The 14509-nt window shown below is 53.1% G+C and carries 16 protein-coding genes; all 16 read left to right on the forward strand.

The genetic code is table 11. The features are described from left to right. Positions 1-39: 39 nt before the first annotated feature. Positions 40-780, forward strand: a complete 741-nt coding sequence (trmJ, locus tag RNAN_RS03435; protein WP_008218784.1) for a tRNA (cytosine(32)/uridine(32)-2'-O)-methyltransferase TrmJ — start codon at positions 40-42, stop codon at positions 778-780. 3 nt (positions 781-783) lie between these two features. Continuing rightward, positions 784-1593, forward strand: coding sequence for a serine O-acetyltransferase (gene cysE, locus RNAN_RS03440; protein ID WP_008218786.1), 810 nt, complete (start codon positions 784-786; stop codon positions 1591-1593). Positions 1594-1706: 113 nt separating this feature from the next. Further along, positions 1707-2189 (forward strand): Fe-S cluster assembly transcriptional regulator IscR, encoded by a 483-nt coding sequence (gene iscR / locus RNAN_RS03445; protein WP_008218787.1) that lies wholly within the window; start codon positions 1707-1709, stop codon positions 2187-2189. A gap of 17 nt (positions 2190-2206) precedes the next feature. Beyond that, positions 2207-3421 (forward strand): IscS subfamily cysteine desulfurase, encoded by a 1215-nt coding sequence (locus tag RNAN_RS03450; protein WP_008218788.1) that lies wholly within the window; start codon positions 2207-2209, stop codon positions 3419-3421. Between the two features lie 30 nt (positions 3422-3451). Next, a complete protein-coding gene (iscU, locus tag RNAN_RS03455) occupies positions 3452-3835 on the forward strand; it encodes a Fe-S cluster assembly scaffold IscU (RefSeq protein ID WP_008218790.1) in 384 nt (127 codons plus the stop codon). 5 nt (positions 3836-3840) lie between these two features. Next, entirely contained in the window at positions 3841-4164 is a 324-nt protein-coding gene (iscA, locus tag RNAN_RS03460; RefSeq protein WP_008218792.1) for an iron-sulfur cluster assembly protein IscA, read from the forward strand. Between the two features lie 37 nt (positions 4165-4201). Beyond that, positions 4202-4726: a co-chaperone HscB gene (gene hscB / locus RNAN_RS03465; RefSeq protein WP_008218794.1), complete on the forward strand. Its 525-nt coding sequence runs from the start codon at positions 4202-4204 to the stop codon at positions 4724-4726. Positions 4727-4734: 8 nt separating this feature from the next. Beyond that, positions 4735-6591, forward strand: coding sequence for a Fe-S protein assembly chaperone HscA (gene hscA / locus RNAN_RS03470; RefSeq protein ID WP_008218796.1), 1857 nt, complete (start codon positions 4735-4737; stop codon positions 6589-6591). A gap of 3 nt (positions 6592-6594) precedes the next feature. Beyond that, positions 6595-6933 carry an ISC system 2Fe-2S type ferredoxin gene (fdx, locus tag RNAN_RS03475; protein WP_008218799.1) on the forward strand — a complete coding sequence of 113 codons (339 nt, stop codon included), beginning with the start codon at positions 6595-6597 and terminating at the stop codon, positions 6931-6933. Between the two features lie 145 nt (positions 6934-7078). Continuing rightward, the gene (locus RNAN_RS03480) at positions 7079-8209 is read left to right on the forward strand and encodes a porin (protein WP_008218803.1); all 1131 of its coding nucleotides are present in this window, start codon (positions 7079-7081) and stop codon (positions 8207-8209) included. An 11-nt stretch (positions 8210-8220) separates the two neighbouring features. Beyond that, a complete protein-coding gene (locus RNAN_RS03485) occupies positions 8221-8634 on the forward strand; it encodes a phosphate ABC transporter substrate-binding protein (protein ID WP_008218804.1) in 414 nt (137 codons plus the stop codon). A 145-nt stretch (positions 8635-8779) separates the two neighbouring features. After that, a complete protein-coding gene (gene ndk / locus RNAN_RS03490; protein WP_008218806.1) occupies positions 8780-9211 on the forward strand; it encodes a nucleoside-diphosphate kinase in 432 nt (143 codons plus the stop codon). A gap of 106 nt (positions 9212-9317) precedes the next feature. Further along, the gene (rlmN, locus tag RNAN_RS03495; RefSeq protein ID WP_008218807.1) at positions 9318-10445 is read left to right on the forward strand and encodes a dual-specificity RNA methyltransferase RlmN; all 1128 of its coding nucleotides are present in this window, start codon (positions 9318-9320) and stop codon (positions 10443-10445) included. Between the two features lie 16 nt (positions 10446-10461). Beyond that, positions 10462-12378, forward strand: coding sequence for a type IV pilus biogenesis/stability protein PilW (pilW, locus tag RNAN_RS03500; protein WP_008218808.1), 1917 nt, complete (start codon positions 10462-10464; stop codon positions 12376-12378). Continuing rightward, on the forward strand, positions 12375-13334 hold the full coding sequence (locus RNAN_RS03505; RefSeq protein ID WP_008218810.1) for a RodZ domain-containing protein: 960 nt from the start codon (positions 12375-12377) through the stop codon (positions 13332-13334). The genes pilW and RNAN_RS03505 overlap by 4 nt, the downstream gene beginning before the upstream one ends. Positions 13335-13336: 2 nt before the next feature. Next, positions 13337-14440, forward strand: coding sequence for a flavodoxin-dependent (E)-4-hydroxy-3-methylbut-2-enyl-diphosphate synthase (gene ispG / locus RNAN_RS03510; protein ID WP_008218811.1), 1104 nt, complete (start codon positions 13337-13339; stop codon positions 14438-14440). Positions 14441-14509 lie beyond the last annotated feature (69 nt).

Consider the following 14509-nt stretch of genomic DNA (forward strand, 5'->3'; position numbering starts at 1 on the left):
GCTGTGATAGAATGCCGGCCCTTTTACGCGGGAAGCCTTATGTTAGACCAAATCCGAATTATTCTGGTAGGCACCAGCCACACCGGCAATATTGGCTCGGTAGCCCGGGCGATGAAAACCATGGGCTTATCGCAGCTGTATCTGGTGGCGCCGAAAACGCTGCCGGATGGCCAGGCCTATGCACTATCAGCCGGTGCCAGTGATGTGCTGGCCAATGCCAAAGTGTTCGACACTCTGGAGCAGGCTATTGCTGATTGCCCGCTGGTTATCGCGGTAAGTGCCCGTGAGCGCACTCTGGGCTGGCCTATGCTTAACCCGCGTCAGGCCGGTGAGCTGTGCGTACAGGAAGCGCCCGGTCATCCGGTAGCGCTGGTGTTTGGCCGCGAAAAAAGCTGTTTAACCAACGAAGAGCTGCAGCTGTGTAACCGTCAGGTATCAATACCGGGTAACCCGGATTACAGTTCACTAAACCTGGCCATGGCGGTGCAGGTGCTAAGCTACGAAGTGCGCATGGCTTATCTGGCAACAGCGCAGCAGCCGCAACCGGTGTCAGAGGTGGCTTACCCCAGTAGTGCGCAGATGGAAAGCTTTTACCGCCATCTGGAAGCTACCTTAAACGATACCGGCTTTATTATTAAACAGCACCCGGGCGTGGTGATGACCAAACTGAAACGGCTGTTTACCCGGGCGCGGCCGGAAGAAACCGAATACAACATCTTACGTGGCATCTTAACCTCAGTTCAGCGCTATGGCCAAAAGACGGCCGGCGACAAGGAGTAGGGCATGTTTGCGGGTATGAAAGAAGATATAAAAAGTGTTTTTGAGCGTGACCCGGCCGCGCGCAGCAGCTTTGAAGTATTAACCAATTACCCGGGGCTGCATGCCATCTGGTGGCACCGGCTGAGCCACAAACTGTGGCGGGCTAACTTTAAATGGCTGGCGCGGTTTTTAAGCACTATAGCGCGCTGGTTAACCGGGGTAGAAATTCACCCCGGCGCCAAAATTGGCCGCCGTTTCTTTATCGACCATGGTATGGGCGTGGTAATCGGCGAGACCGCCGAAATTGGTGATGATGTGACCTTGTATCATGGTGTTACCTTAGGCGGCACCAGCTGGAACCCCGGCAAGCGCCACCCCACGCTGGGCAATGGTGTGGTTATCGGCGCGGGCGCCAAGGTGCTGGGGCCTTTGCAGGTGGGCGAAAATGCCCGCATTGGCTCTAATGCGGTGGTGGTAAAAGATGTACCGGCCGGCGCCACTGTGGTAGGTATTCCAGGCCGTATTGTTGCCAAAGCCGATGCTGAGGTGAGCGCTGAGCGCAAGCAGCTGGCGCAAAAGTTCGGCTTTGACGCCTACGCCGTGTCGGCCGATAACCCCGATCCGGTAGCCAATGCCATTGGCCGTATGCTTGATCATATCCAGTTGTTAGATAATAAAGTGGGCGAGCTGTGTCACAGTGTCAACCAGCTGGGCGGTAATGTGTGTGAAGAAGTGCCGGCCGTGGCGATCGATGAGGAAGATTTTCGTCTGGCCGAGCAGCGCGCGGCACAAGAGCGTAAGCGTGATGTAGAAGCGTTTGACCCTAATATCTGAGCGAAAACATTGAACCCTTAACAGCAATACCTGACTAAAATACTAGGTTATTAATACTTGACTAAATTAGTCAGGAAAGTAAAATAGCGCCACTGCTGTTGGGGGGGTAAAACATGAGATTAACGTCAAAAGGCCGTTATGCGGTAACGGCGATGCTGGATGTGGCGCTACATACCGCCAACGGGCCAGTGCCGCTGGCGGATATTTCTGAGCGCCAGGGTATTTCGTTATCTTACCTTGAACAGTTATTCGCCCGCCTGCGTAAACAAGGTTTAGTCAGCAGTGTGCGTGGCCCGGGTGGTGGTTACCAGTTAGGGCGCGAAGCGGCACAGATTTCGGTGTCGGACGTAATAAGCGCGGTGGATGAATCGGTAGATGCCACCCGCTGTCAGGGCAAATCAGATTGCCACAGCGGTACCCGCTGTTTAACCCACACCCTGTGGAGTGACTTAAGTCACCGCATTGAAGATTTTCTTACCGGCATCACGCTGGGCGAGCTGGTAAACCAGCGCGACGTACAGAACGTGGCAAAGCGGCAAAACAGCCGCATTGTAAAAAACCCGGCAACTGATATTGAAGTCAGCTGCCAGCTGTAGGCAACACGGAGCAAACAATGAAGCTACCTATTTATCTGGATTACGCTGCAACTACCCCGGTCGACCCACGGGTAGCAGAGAAAATGATGCAGTATTTAACGATGGACGGCGAGTTTGGTAACCCGGCGTCACGTTCGCATCGTTTTGGCTGGCAGGCCGAAGAAGCGGTAGAAATTGCCCGCAGCCAGATTGCTGAGCTGGTAAACGCTGACCCGCGCGAAATAGTGTTCACCTCAGGCGCCACTGAATCGAATAACCTGGCCATTAAAGGCGCAGCCGATTTTTACCATAAAAAAGGTAAGCACCTGATCACGGTGAAAACCGAGCATAAAGCCACGCTGGACACCATGCGACAGCTGGAACGTGAAGGTTATGAAGTCACCTATTTAGAGCCGCACACTGATGGCCTTATTACCATCGAAATGCTTGCAGCGGCGATCCGCCCTGACACCACTGTCATCAGCGTGATGTTTGTCAATAACGAAATTGGTGTGGTGCAGGACATCGCCGCCATTGGCGAGCTGTGTCGCAGCAAAGGCATTATTTTTCATGTCGACGCTGCCCAGGCTGCTGGCAAGGTTGATATCGATCTGCAGGCGTTAAAAGTCGATTTAATGTCGTTCTCGGCGCATAAAGCCTATGGCCCTAAAGGCATTGGTGCCTTGTTTGTCCGGCGTAAACCGCGCATCCGCTTAGAGGCGCAAATGCACGGTGGTGGCCATGAACGCGGTATGCGTTCAGGCACCTTACCTACCCACCAAATTGTGGCGATGGGTGAAGCGTTCCGTATCGCCAAGCTGGAAATGCACGACGAAATTAAGCGTATCAGCGCGCTGCGTGACAAGCTGGTTAACGGTGTGAAAGACATTGAACAGGTGTTCTTAAACGGCCACCCGACCAAGCGGGTACCACATATTACCAATATCAGCTTTAACTATGTGGAAGGCGAGTCGCTGATTATGGCGCTGAAAGACATTGCGGTATCGTCGGGCTCTGCCTGTACCTCAGCCAGCCTGGAGCCTTCATACGTGCTGCGCGCGCTGGGCATGAGTGACGAGCTGGCACACAGCTCTATCCGTTTCAGTATCGGCCGTTTTACCACCGAAGAGCAGGTAGACCACACCATTAAGATAGTGCACCAGGCGATTGAAAAGCTGCGTGCTATGTCTCCGCTGTGGGATATGTACAAAGACGGTATCGATTTAAACACTGTGGCCTGGGTTGCGCACTAAGCGCGCCGGCTGCAAACAGAGGTAACTATCATGGCTTACAGTAATAAAGTAATCGACCACTACGAAAACCCACGCAACGTCGGCGCGTTTGACAAAGACGATGTTGGTGTAGCAACCGGCATGGTCGGCGCACCGGCCTGTGGCGACGTGATGAAGCTGCAAATCAAGGTAAATGAGCAAGGCATTATTGAAGATGCCAAGTTTAAAACCTACGGCTGTGGCAGCGCTATTGCCTCCAGCTCACTGGTAACCGAGTGGGTAAAAGGCAAAAGCCTGGCGCAAGCCGAGCAAATTAAAAATACCGACATCGCGCAAGAGCTGGCGCTGCCACCGGTAAAGATTCACTGCTCTATTCTGGCGGAAGACGCCATTAAAGCCGCTATCGCCGATTACAAGCAGAAACACGGAGGCTAAGCAGCATGGCCATTTCGATGACACAAGCCGCTGCCGACCGGGTACGCAGTTTTCTGCAAAACCGTGGCAAGGGCATTGGCCTTAGAGTAGGGGTAAAAACCACCGGCTGCTCGGGCCTGGCTTATGTGCTGGAGTTTGTCGATACGCTAAACGACGACGATCAGGTGTTTGAGCATGACGACTTAAAACTGATCGTCGATGGCAAAAGCCTGGTGTATATCGACGGCACCCAGCTGGATTTTGTCAAAGAAGGCCTGAACGAAGGTTTTCAGTTTAACAACCCCAACGTCAACGGCGAATGTGGTTGTGGTGAAAGCTTCACCGTTTAAGTGGTTTAACCTGTTACATTAAGCATCAAAGGGCCGGATGAATTACTTTCAGCTGTTTAATCTGCCGGCGCAGTTCGACCTCGACTTAACCGAGCTCGGTTCGCGCTACCTGAAACTGCAAAAGCAGTTTCACCCGGATCAGCACAGCAGTGGCTCGGAGCGCGACAAGCTGTTGGCAGTGCAACAAACCGCCAACATTAATGATGCCTATCACAGTTTAAAACAGCCGCTGCTGCGTGCCGAACACTTGCTGGCCCTGCGCGGCTTAAAAATCAGTAACGAGCAGCGTAGCTTCACTGACCCGATGTTTTTAATGCAGCAGATGGAGCTACGTGAGCAGTTGGCCGAGATAGCGCTAAGCGATGATCCTGACAGCATGATCGACAGCATCGAGCGCCAATTGCAGCAGCAAAAAAAGCAGCTGCTTAAGCAACTTGCCAGCGCACTGGATGCGCAAACTGCCGAGCAGGACCAGCTGGCGGCCGACCTTATCCGTAAACTAAAATTCTTCTTTAAGCTGCAGCAGGAGCTGGAGCTTATTGAACAGCAACTACAAGACTAAACAACACTATGGCGTTATTACAGATCGCAGAGCCGGGCCAGAGCGCGGCACCGCACCAGCACAAACTGGCCGCCGGTATTGACCTTGGCACCACCAATTCACTGGTCGCCACAGTGCGCAGCGGTGAAGCTAAAACCCTGGTAAACCGGCAGGGCCGTGATATGGTGCCCTCTGTAGTGCGTTACACGCCAGATGGCGTCATAGTGGGCGATGCGGCACTGGCCGCGGCCATTGACGACGCGCAAAATACCATAGTGTCGGTAAAACGCCTGATGGGTAAAGGCTACAGCGAAACCACTGCATTAAAGCAGCAGGTGCCTTATCAGTTGGTTGATCAGCAAGGTCTGGTCGCCATCGACACGGCGCAGGGCGTAAAAAACCCGGTAGAAGTATCGGCGGAAATTCTGGCCACCCTGGCTAACACTGCCAGCGAAACCCTCGGTGGTGAGTTAAACGGTGTGGTGATTACCGTGCCGGCTTATTTTGATGATGCCCAGCGCCAGGCCACTAAAGATGCCGCTAAATTAGCCGGCCTGAATGTGCTGCGGTTACTGAACGAACCCACAGCGGCGGCGCTGGCCTACGGCCTGGACTCCGGTCAGGAAGGCGTGATTGCGGTGTACGATTTAGGCGGTGGCACCTTCGATATTTCCATTTTGCGGCTACGTCGCGGCGTATTTGAAGTGTTGGCCACTGGTGGTGATTCAGCCCTGGGCGGTGATGATTTTGACCATGCCATTGTCAGCCACCTGCAGCAACAAACCGGCCAGGCCAAGTTAAGCCACCAGCAAATGCGACAGTACTTAACTACGGCACGCCAGCTAAAAGAGCAGCTGACTGAGCGGGATAGCGTCGATTTTGCCCTGCCGCTGAATGACTGCGTATATAACGGCAGCCTGAGCCGGGCTGAGCTGGAGCAACTGATAAGCCCGCTGGTCAAACAAACCATTCGCGCCTGTCGTCAGGTACTGCGCGATGCCGGTTTAACCGCTGAGGAGATTGTCAAAGTGGTGATGGTGGGCGGCTCTACCCGGGTGCCACTGGTACGCCAGCAGGTCGCCGCATTTTTTGCCACTGAGCCATTAACCTCTATTGATCCGGATAAAGTGGTGGCGATTGGCGCCGCCATTCAGGCCAATGTGCTGGTGGGCAATAAAGCCGAAGGTGACACCCTGCTGCTGGATGTGATCCCGTTATCCTTAGGGCTTGAGACCATGGGCGGTTTGGTAGAAAAAATTATCCCGCGCAATACCGTGATTCCGGTAGCACGGGCGCAGGAATTTACCACCTTCAAAGATGGCCAGACCGCGATGGCGCTGCATGTGGTGCAGGGCGAGCGCGAGCTGGTAGATGATTGCCGCTCACTGGCACGCTTTGAACTGCGCGGTATACCGCCGATGCCGGCCGGTGGTGCCCATATCCGCGTCACCTTTCAGGTTGATGCCGATGGCTTGCTTAGCGTAACGGCGCAGGAAAAATCGACCGGCGTGCAGGCGAATATTCAGGTGAAGCCGTCGTACGGCTTAACCGATGAGCAAGTGGCTAGCATGCTAAAAGGCTCTATGCAGTATGCCCGCCAGGATATGCAGCAGCGCTTGCTGCGCGAGCAGCAGGTAGAAGCCGAACGCGTACTGGAAGCGGTAAGCCAGGCGCTGAAAGCCGATGCCGCACTGCTAAGCAGCGCTGAGCTTGATAACATTCAACAGGCACTGACGGCATTACGCCAGGTCCGGCAGGGTGACGATACCGCCGCCATTAAAGCCGCTATAGAGCACACCAATCAGTTAACAGACGACTTTGCTGCAAGACGGATGGATCAGTCTATTCGCCATGCGCTTAAAGGCCATAACGTGGACGAGGTATAACAGATGCCACAAATTGTATTTTTACCCCATGCGCAGCTGTGTCCAGAAGGCGCCGCGCTGGAAGCTAAAACCGGCGAAACCGTACTGGACGTGGCGCTGCGTAATGGTATTGCCATTGAGCATGCCTGTGAAAAGTCCTGTGCCTGCACCACCTGCCACGTCATAGTGCGCGAAGGTTTTTACTCACTGAACGAAAGTGATGAGCTGGAAGACGATATGCTGGATAAAGCCTGGGGCTTAGAGCCGGAGTCGCGTCTGGGCTGTCAGGCCCGTATCGCCGATGAAGATTTAGTGGTCGAAATCCCCAAATACACGGTTAACCTGGTCAGTGAAGGCCATTAAGGCCAACGTGAAGGCGAAAGCGGCTGTAATGGCCGTTTTTTTTTTGGCCAGATACCGAACTGTAGCAACAAAACTGCTGAAAACACTGGAGATTAGCTATAGCTAAGCTAGTCTTGCACTAACAACAACGATAGACGGAGTTTTTATGTTTAAACGTACTGCGCTTACTTTGGCTATAGCAGCCTTACTGGCGGCACCGGCGCATGCCGATCTGACCATTAACGGCTTTGCCTCTATTAAAGCCGGCATGACGCTGGATAACGATGCGACCTTGTATGGCTATGATGATGACCTCGATTTTAAAAACGAAAGCTTATTTGCCGTGCAGGTGATGTCTGATTTAGGTGAAAAGCTGTCTGTCACAGCTCAACTGATGGGCCGTGGCCGCGAAGACTTTAATGCCGAGTTTGAATGGGCCTTTTTAAGCTACCAGCTGAGCGACAATCTGCAGCTGAATGCCGGCCGCTTGCGCACGCCGTTTTACAAATACTCCGACTTTAAAGATGTCGGCTATGCCTACGATTGGGCGCGGGTGCCAGAAGCGGTATATAACCTCGACTTTGACAATATTGAGGGCGTCTCGCTGTATCATACTACTACCCTGGGCAGCCTGGACTCTTCGCTGCAATTAATTGCCGGCAGTTTTGACGGTGATGCGGTGGTAACCGGACTAACAGTACAGGCGAAAATTGATCAGGTACTGGGTGCTGCCTGGGAGTTAAGCCGCGATGGTATCAGTGCGCGTCTGGCTTACCTGAGGGGCGACACCAGTTTGTCAAACCCGGATATCGATGCGCTAACCGGCATATTAACCGCCAGTGGCTTAGGTGCGGTAGCCAGGGCTATCGACGTCAATGAAGAAAGCAGTACCTTTTTGGGGCTGGCGTTAACGCTGGATAAAAACGACTGGGTAGCGGTGGCCGAGATCACCCGTACTGAAGTGGATGATTCTTTAATTGCCGAGCAAAATGGCTACTACGTCTCACTTGGCCATCGTTTTGATAGCCTGACGCCTTATGTATCTTATGAAAAACGCGATAACGACGCCAAACGCGACATTATTGCACTGTTGCCGCAGGGGGTCCCGGCACAGTTGGCGCTGGGCGTAACCCAAGCCGTGGAGCGGTTTGAAGTAAAACGTGACGCCTGGAACCTGGGCCTGCGTTATGATTTTCATCCTTCAGCCGCCTTTAAAGCGCAGCTGACCCGCGTCAATAATGACATTACCGATGACGACACCAGCTTGGTTACGCTGGGTGTGGATCTGGTGTTTTAAGGAGGTCCAAAATGCAACTAGTCAAAGTTATGTTATTGACGGCAGCATGCCTGGTCGGTGCAGCGCAGGCTGAAATTGCCGTGGTGGTGAACCCGGCCAATGCTAATGCGGTGTCTGCTGATGATCTGAACCGTTTGTTTTTAGGCCGTAGTTCAAGTTTTGCCGATGGCAGCAAGGCCACACCGCTAAATTTAGCGGAGGGGCAGGCAGCGCGGGCTGAATTTGACAGCAAAGTACTAAACCGCTCTGCTGCACAGTTAAAAGCCTACTGGTCAAAACTGGTGTTCACCGGTAAAGGTACACCACCGAAAGAGTTGGCCGACGATGCGGCGGTAAAGGCTGCGCTAGCGGCAGATAGCAGCGCCATTGGCTATATCAGCAGTGGCAGTGTCGATAGCAGTGTTAAGGTAGTCGCTACCTTTTAAGCGGTTTTTACCAGCAAAAGCCGCGGCCTGAGGTTGCGGCTTTTTTGTCGGCAAAAAATAGGTTTTTTCCGCCAACTAGCGTATAATTTGCCGCCTTAAAATTTTAAACCTTACGTTTACTTAATCTTATTAACAGGAGCCTGTTATGGCGTTAGAGCGCACTTTTTCTATTATCAAACCCGATGCTGTTGCTAAAAACGTAATCGGTGCCATTTACAACCGTTTTGAATCGGCCGGTTTACGTATCGTTGCCGCCAAAATGCTACACTTAAGCCGCGAACAGGCTGAAGGTTTCTACGCTGAGCATAAAGAGCGTCCATTCTTTGGCGCCCTGGTGTCATTCATGACCTCTGGCCCGGTAATGGTGCAGGTGTTAGAAGGTGAAGATGCGGTACGTAAAAACCGTGAAATCATGGGTGCGACTAACCCGAAAGATGCATTAGCCGGTACTTTACGTGCTGACTACGCCGCCAGCATCGACGAGAACGCCGTACACGGTTCTGACGCTGCCGCTTCTGCCGCACGCGAAATCGCTTACTTCTTCACAGAAGCTGAGCTGTGTGCCCGTACCCGCTAAGCGTTAATCGCCTGCGGTAACGGACTAAGGGGGCAACAGCCCCCTTAGTGCATGTTGGTCCAGTGTTTTATGGCTATTGTTTATTGTGGTAAGGAGCGCTCTGCAAATGACTGAGCAGCAAGAAAAAATTAATTTACTTGATTTAACCCGGGCGCAAATGCAGGCGTTTTTTGTCGAGTTAGGCGAAAAACCCTTCCGTGCCGATCAGGTAATGAAATGGATTTACCACTTCTGTATCGATGATTTCGATAAGATGAGCAATATCAATAAAGTATTGCGCGAAAAGTTAAAAGCCCGCTGTGTTATCGAAGCGCCGGTGGTGGTTACCCGCCAGGACAGCAGTGATGGCACCATTAAGTTTGTTATGGGCTTAAGTGGCGGTCAGGAAGTTGAAACAGTGTGGATCCCGGAAAAAGACCGTCGTACCCTGTGCGTGTCGTCTCAGGTGGGGTGTGCGCTGGACTGCTCATTCTGCTCTACCGCGCAGCAGGGCTTTAACCGCAATTTAACTGTGGCCGAAATTATCGGTCAGGTATGGCGGGTAGCGCAACTCATTGGCAGTTACGGCGATACCGGTGATAAACCGGTGACCAACGTGGTAATGATGGGGATGGGCGAACCGCTGCTGAACCTGAACAACGTGGTACCGGCAATGGAGCTGATGCTGGAAGATTTTGGCTTTGGTTTATCGAAGCGGCGGGTAACGTTAAGCACCTCTGGCGTGGTGCCGGCGCTGGATTTACTGCGGGAAAAAATCGACGTGGCGCTGGCCATTTCATTACATGCGCCGAACAATGAGCTGCGTAACGAGCTGGTACCGGTAAACCGCAAATATCCAATGGAAGAATTTTTAGCTGCGTCAAGACGTTATGTGGCGAACTCTAAGGCCAATGATAAGGTCACAGTAGAGTACGTGATGCTGGAGGGGGTAAACGACAGCATGGAGCAGGCACATGAACTGGCGCAGGCATTAAAAGATACGCCGTCGAAAATTAACCTGATCCCGTTTAACCCTTACCCGGGCTCGCCATACAAACGCTCAAGTAATTCGCGCATTGACAGGTTTAACAAAGTCTTACAAGAATACGGCTTTACTGTTATTGTACGAAAAACCCGGGGCGATGATATCGACGCGGCCTGTGGCCAGCTGGTGGGCGATGTTATCGACCGGACCAAACGGTTAATCAAGAAGCAGCAAAAAGGGCAGGCGATTGCCGTAAAAGTGCTGCCATAACATCAAGGATGTCGGTGTGGTAAAACAGAAAGTACTACTAGGCTTGTCAATCAGCAGTGTACTGCTGCTGGGCGGCTGTGTATCTGAACAAACCTATGTTGGCACCGACCGGCCGGTGGCCAGTCGCAACTTTGATAATATAGAAGCGGCCCGCACCCGTATTTCGCTGGGGTTAAATTACCTGCGCCGTGGCGATAGCTCGCAAGCGAAATATAATCTTGAACGGGCGCGCAGCTTTGCGCCCAATTCGGCCGAAGTATACAGCGCTCTGGCTTACTACTATCAGATGGTCGGTGAGAACAAACAGGCAGAAAATTACTTTCGTGAAGCCATCAGTAAAGACGCTAACTACGCTGATGCTTATAACAACTACGGCGCTTTTTTATGCCAGATTGAGCGGTATGAGGAGGCCGAGCAGTTACTGCTAAAAGCCATTAGCCGGCCAGGCTATATCCGCGTAGCCGAAAGCTATGAAAATCTGGCACTGTGTCAGCTGCAGCAAAATAATTTTACCAAAGCCAAAACTTATCTGGACAACTCTACCAGCCACAACAGCACCCGTATTACCTCGTTAACGCTGTCGGCGGGTTTATCTTACGCTATGGGCGATAACCGCGCGGCGAAGGCACTACTGGATCGTATTCAGCGGCTGGGCCGGGTATCGGCCCGCACTGTGTTGTTAAGCTATTTAATTGCCGATAAAAATGGCGATCAGGAAACCCTGCGTAACGCCGAGCAGTTGTTGCTGACCTTATACACTGATACGCCCGAAGCGCGGCTATTGCTGCAGCAAAAGCTGCAAGACAGCGAGTTTGAGCAACTGCGTGAGCGTTACAAAGACAGTTTGATGGCCAATATTGTTATACCGGATGAGACTGCAGCGAAACCTGAGTTGCCAGCACAGCCAACTGCCAACCCGAAGCTGAAAATTGTTAAACGTAAAACAACAGAAGACACCACTGCGACGGCTAACGCCAGCCCGACTAAGCGCCGGGGTAGTACTACTGCACCAGCCAGCACTGCGGCCGCGCTGCCGGTGGTAACGGCACCGAACGCTGTGGTCAGCCAGGCAGCTGCTGTGCAGGCACTGCCAACCGAAACTGAGCTGTTAGCTGAGGCCAAAGCGCTGGCTGCCCAGCAGGAAGAAGCCGCACGCCAGCAGGCGCAAGCCCAGCAGGAACAACTCGCCCAGCAGAAAGCGCTGGCGCAACAGGAACAGCTAGCCCAGCAAGAACAAGCAGCGCAGCAAGAGCAAGCAGCCCAGCCAGAGCAAGCAACCCAGCAGGTTGAGCCAACGCCTGAGGTGACAGCTGCGCAGACGCAAACACCGGCAGAACCGGAAGTATCCGCTACAGCGACCTCTGAGCCTGAAACCATAGCAGAAACGCCAGCTGAAACAGCAGCTGAATTGTCAGCACAGCCGCCAGCACCACGGCAAAGTGAAATCACCGACACCAGTGCTGCGCCTGAAGCGACAGTCGTTGCTGCAACAACAGTGCAGCCGGAAGTCACCGCTGAGCCGGCAGCTATATCGGCCAATGCTGACACTGATATTCCCTTTCATATCGTGCAGCAGTCTGAGTCGCTGTATGCGATTTCGGTCAAGCATAATATCCGTCTGCAACGCCTAATGCAGTGGAACCAGCTGACACCGGATTCAGTGATTAAAACCGGTCAGAAAATCTGGTTAGCTGAAGTGTCAGACGAGCAGCTAAAGCAGCCAGTCAGTGCGCCGGCTTTGCCTGCGCGTGAACAAGCTACACCAGAGCAGCCGTACCATACGGTGGCTGAAGGGGAGACGATGTTCGGTATTTCATATCGTTACAATGTGCGCCTAAGCAGCTTTATGCAGTGGAATAATCTCACTGAACAAAGCACGTTAAAAGTTGGCCAGCAAGTCGTGGTGGTTGACCCGGCCAGTGTAGAGCCATGAGCCAACAGCAGACTGAACAAGTAACCGCCGGCCAATTACTGCGTGCGGCCCGCGAGCAACGTAAACTGAGCCAGCAACAGGTAGCGCTGCAGCTTAACCTGCGCCCGGACATTATTGCTAAGCTGGAGCAGGATCAGCTGGACGGCACCTTAGAAACCTTTGCCCGTGGTTATGTGCGCGCTTATGGCCGCTTGTTAAAACTGCCTGAAGCAGAGCTGATGGCGGCCTTTGGCCGCCATACCGGGCTGGAACAAAGCCACGCTAAACCGATGCGGACTTTCTCTAACCGCACCGCACGCCAGGCCACCGAAAACCGTTTTATGTGGCTTACCTACGCCATTATCGCCCTGCTGCTGGTATTGCTGTTTATCTGGTGGTGGCAAAGCGGCAGCATGATGAACCGCCAAGCCGCAGTACCAGCGCCAACGGAGTCGGCGGCTCAGACACCTGCACAGGCCACTGATGCGGCAGAGCAAGCTGCAACTGACGGGCAGACAAACCCGGGCGCCACACTGTCAGAGCCAGCTGCTGGCAGTTTAACTACTGAAAATCCGGTCGACAGTACTGTACCGAACCTGAGCGAACCGGTGGCGACCGATACGCTGGTCGCGTCTGCTCCCGAGCAGCTAAGCAGTGAGCTGGAGCAGCTAATGCCGACCGTCAACGATGAGGCGGCCAGCGCCGCAGCCTCCACCGTGGTAGCGGACGGGTTGGCGCAGCTGGAAATGCGTTTTAGCGAGAACTGCTGGGTTGACGTGGTAGATGCCACTGGCAGCCGGGTAGCCTTTGGTACCAAGCAAGCCGGCTATATTATGCAATTAAGCGGCGTCGCCCCTTTTACCATCACCCTGGGTAATCCCAGTGTGGTAACTATTAATTTAAACCAGCAAGCCGTTGATATGGCAGCCTTTCCTGCCGGTCGCGTAGCAAAATTCACCCTTCCCGAGCAAGAATAAGCATGTTTGCAGACAGTCCGATTAAACGCCGTAAAAGCACACAAATTCATGTAGGTTCTGTACCTGTAGGCGGTGATGCGCCTATCGCAGTACAATCGATGACCAACACCCTGACCACCGATGTCGCTGCTACGGTGGCGCAAATTAATGCCATCGCAAAAGCCGGTGCTGACATAGTGCGGGTGTCGGTGCCAACAATGGAAGCAGCCGAAGCCTTTAAGCTGATTAAGCAGCAGTCGCCGGTGCCGTTGGTGGCTGATATTCATTTTGATTACCGTATCGCACTGAAAGTAGCCGAATATGGCGTGGATTGTTTGCGGATTAACCCGGGTAATATCGGCCGCGAAGATCGCATCCGTGCCGTGGTAGATTGCGCCCGCGACCATAATATTCCCATTCGTATCGGTGTTAATGGCGGCTCTTTAGAAGCGGATATTCAGGAAAAATACCGCGAGCCGACACCCGAAGCGCTGGTTGAATCGGCTATGCGGCATGTGGACATACTGGACAGGCTTAACTTTGATCAGTTTAAAGTCAGTGTAAAAGCCTCAGATGTGTTTTTAGCCGTTGGCGCCTATCGCTTACTGGCCAAACAAATTGTGCAGCCGCTGCATTTAGGTATTACCGAAGCCGGTGGTGCCCGCGCCGGTGCAGTAAAATCAGCCATTGGCCTGGGTATGCTGCTGGCCGAAGGTATCGGTGATACGCTGCGGATTTCGCTGGCGGCCGATCCGGTAGAAGAAGTTAAAGTCGCCTTTGATATTTTAAAGTCGCTGCGCATTCGCTCACGCGGCATTAACTTTATTGCCTGCCCCAGCTGTTCCCGGCAGGAGTTTGATGTAATTAAAACCATGAACCAGTTAGAGCAGCAACTGGAAGATGTCACCGAGCCATTAACAGTGTCGGTGATTGGCTGTGTGGTGAACGGGCCGGGCGAAGCGTTGGTATCGGATCTGGGTGTGGCCGGTGCCAACAAAAAAAGCGGTTTTTACATTAATGGCCAGCGGCAAAAGCTGCGGCTGGATAATGAGCAAATCGCTACCCAGTTAGAGCAGCAGGTCCGCAGCTATCTGGCGCAGCAAATCGCGGTGCGTAAGGTCGATTAAGCCGGTAACAGGCTTGGTGTTTGCCGTGGTTGCGCCTATAATCGCGGCAGTTTTTTAATTTAACCCGAT

Origin of the sequence: Rheinheimera nanhaiensis E407-8, from assembly GCF_000296695.1 — a bacterium.
Lineage (GTDB): Bacteria > Pseudomonadota > Gammaproteobacteria > Enterobacterales > Alteromonadaceae > Alishewanella > Alishewanella nanhaiensis.

What these genes read in the sequence shown, in the direction of transcription:
- trmJ (WP_008218784.1), top strand. Translation starts at nt 40, where the DNA reads ATGTTAGACCAAATCCGAATTATTCTGGTAGGCACCAGCCACACCGGC.
- cysE (WP_008218786.1), top strand. Translation starts at nt 784, where the DNA reads ATGTTTGCGGGTATGAAAGAAGATATAAAAAGTGTTTTTGAGCGTGAC.
- iscR (WP_008218787.1), top strand. Translation starts at nt 1,707, where the DNA reads ATGAGATTAACGTCAAAAGGCCGTTATGCGGTAACGGCGATGCTGGAT.
- RNAN_RS03450 (WP_008218788.1), top strand. Translation starts at nt 2,207, where the DNA reads ATGAAGCTACCTATTTATCTGGATTACGCTGCAACTACCCCGGTCGAC.
- iscU (WP_008218790.1), top strand. Translation starts at nt 3,452, where the DNA reads ATGGCTTACAGTAATAAAGTAATCGACCACTACGAAAACCCACGCAAC.
- iscA (WP_008218792.1), top strand. Translation starts at nt 3,841, where the DNA reads ATGGCCATTTCGATGACACAAGCCGCTGCCGACCGGGTACGCAGTTTT.
- hscB (WP_008218794.1), top strand. Translation starts at nt 4,202, where the DNA reads ATGAATTACTTTCAGCTGTTTAATCTGCCGGCGCAGTTCGACCTCGAC.
- hscA (WP_008218796.1), top strand. Translation starts at nt 4,735, where the DNA reads ATGGCGTTATTACAGATCGCAGAGCCGGGCCAGAGCGCGGCACCGCAC.
- fdx (WP_008218799.1), top strand. Translation starts at nt 6,595, where the DNA reads ATGCCACAAATTGTATTTTTACCCCATGCGCAGCTGTGTCCAGAAGGC.
- RNAN_RS03480 (WP_008218803.1), top strand. Translation starts at nt 7,079, where the DNA reads ATGTTTAAACGTACTGCGCTTACTTTGGCTATAGCAGCCTTACTGGCG.
- RNAN_RS03485 (WP_008218804.1), top strand. Translation starts at nt 8,221, where the DNA reads ATGCAACTAGTCAAAGTTATGTTATTGACGGCAGCATGCCTGGTCGGT.
- ndk (WP_008218806.1), top strand. Translation starts at nt 8,780, where the DNA reads ATGGCGTTAGAGCGCACTTTTTCTATTATCAAACCCGATGCTGTTGCT.
- rlmN (WP_008218807.1), top strand. Translation starts at nt 9,318, where the DNA reads ATGACTGAGCAGCAAGAAAAAATTAATTTACTTGATTTAACCCGGGCG.
- RNAN_RS03505 (WP_008218810.1), top strand. Translation starts at nt 12,375, where the DNA reads ATGAGCCAACAGCAGACTGAACAAGTAACCGCCGGCCAATTACTGCGT.
- ispG (WP_008218811.1), top strand. Translation starts at nt 13,337, where the DNA reads ATGTTTGCAGACAGTCCGATTAAACGCCGTAAAAGCACACAAATTCAT.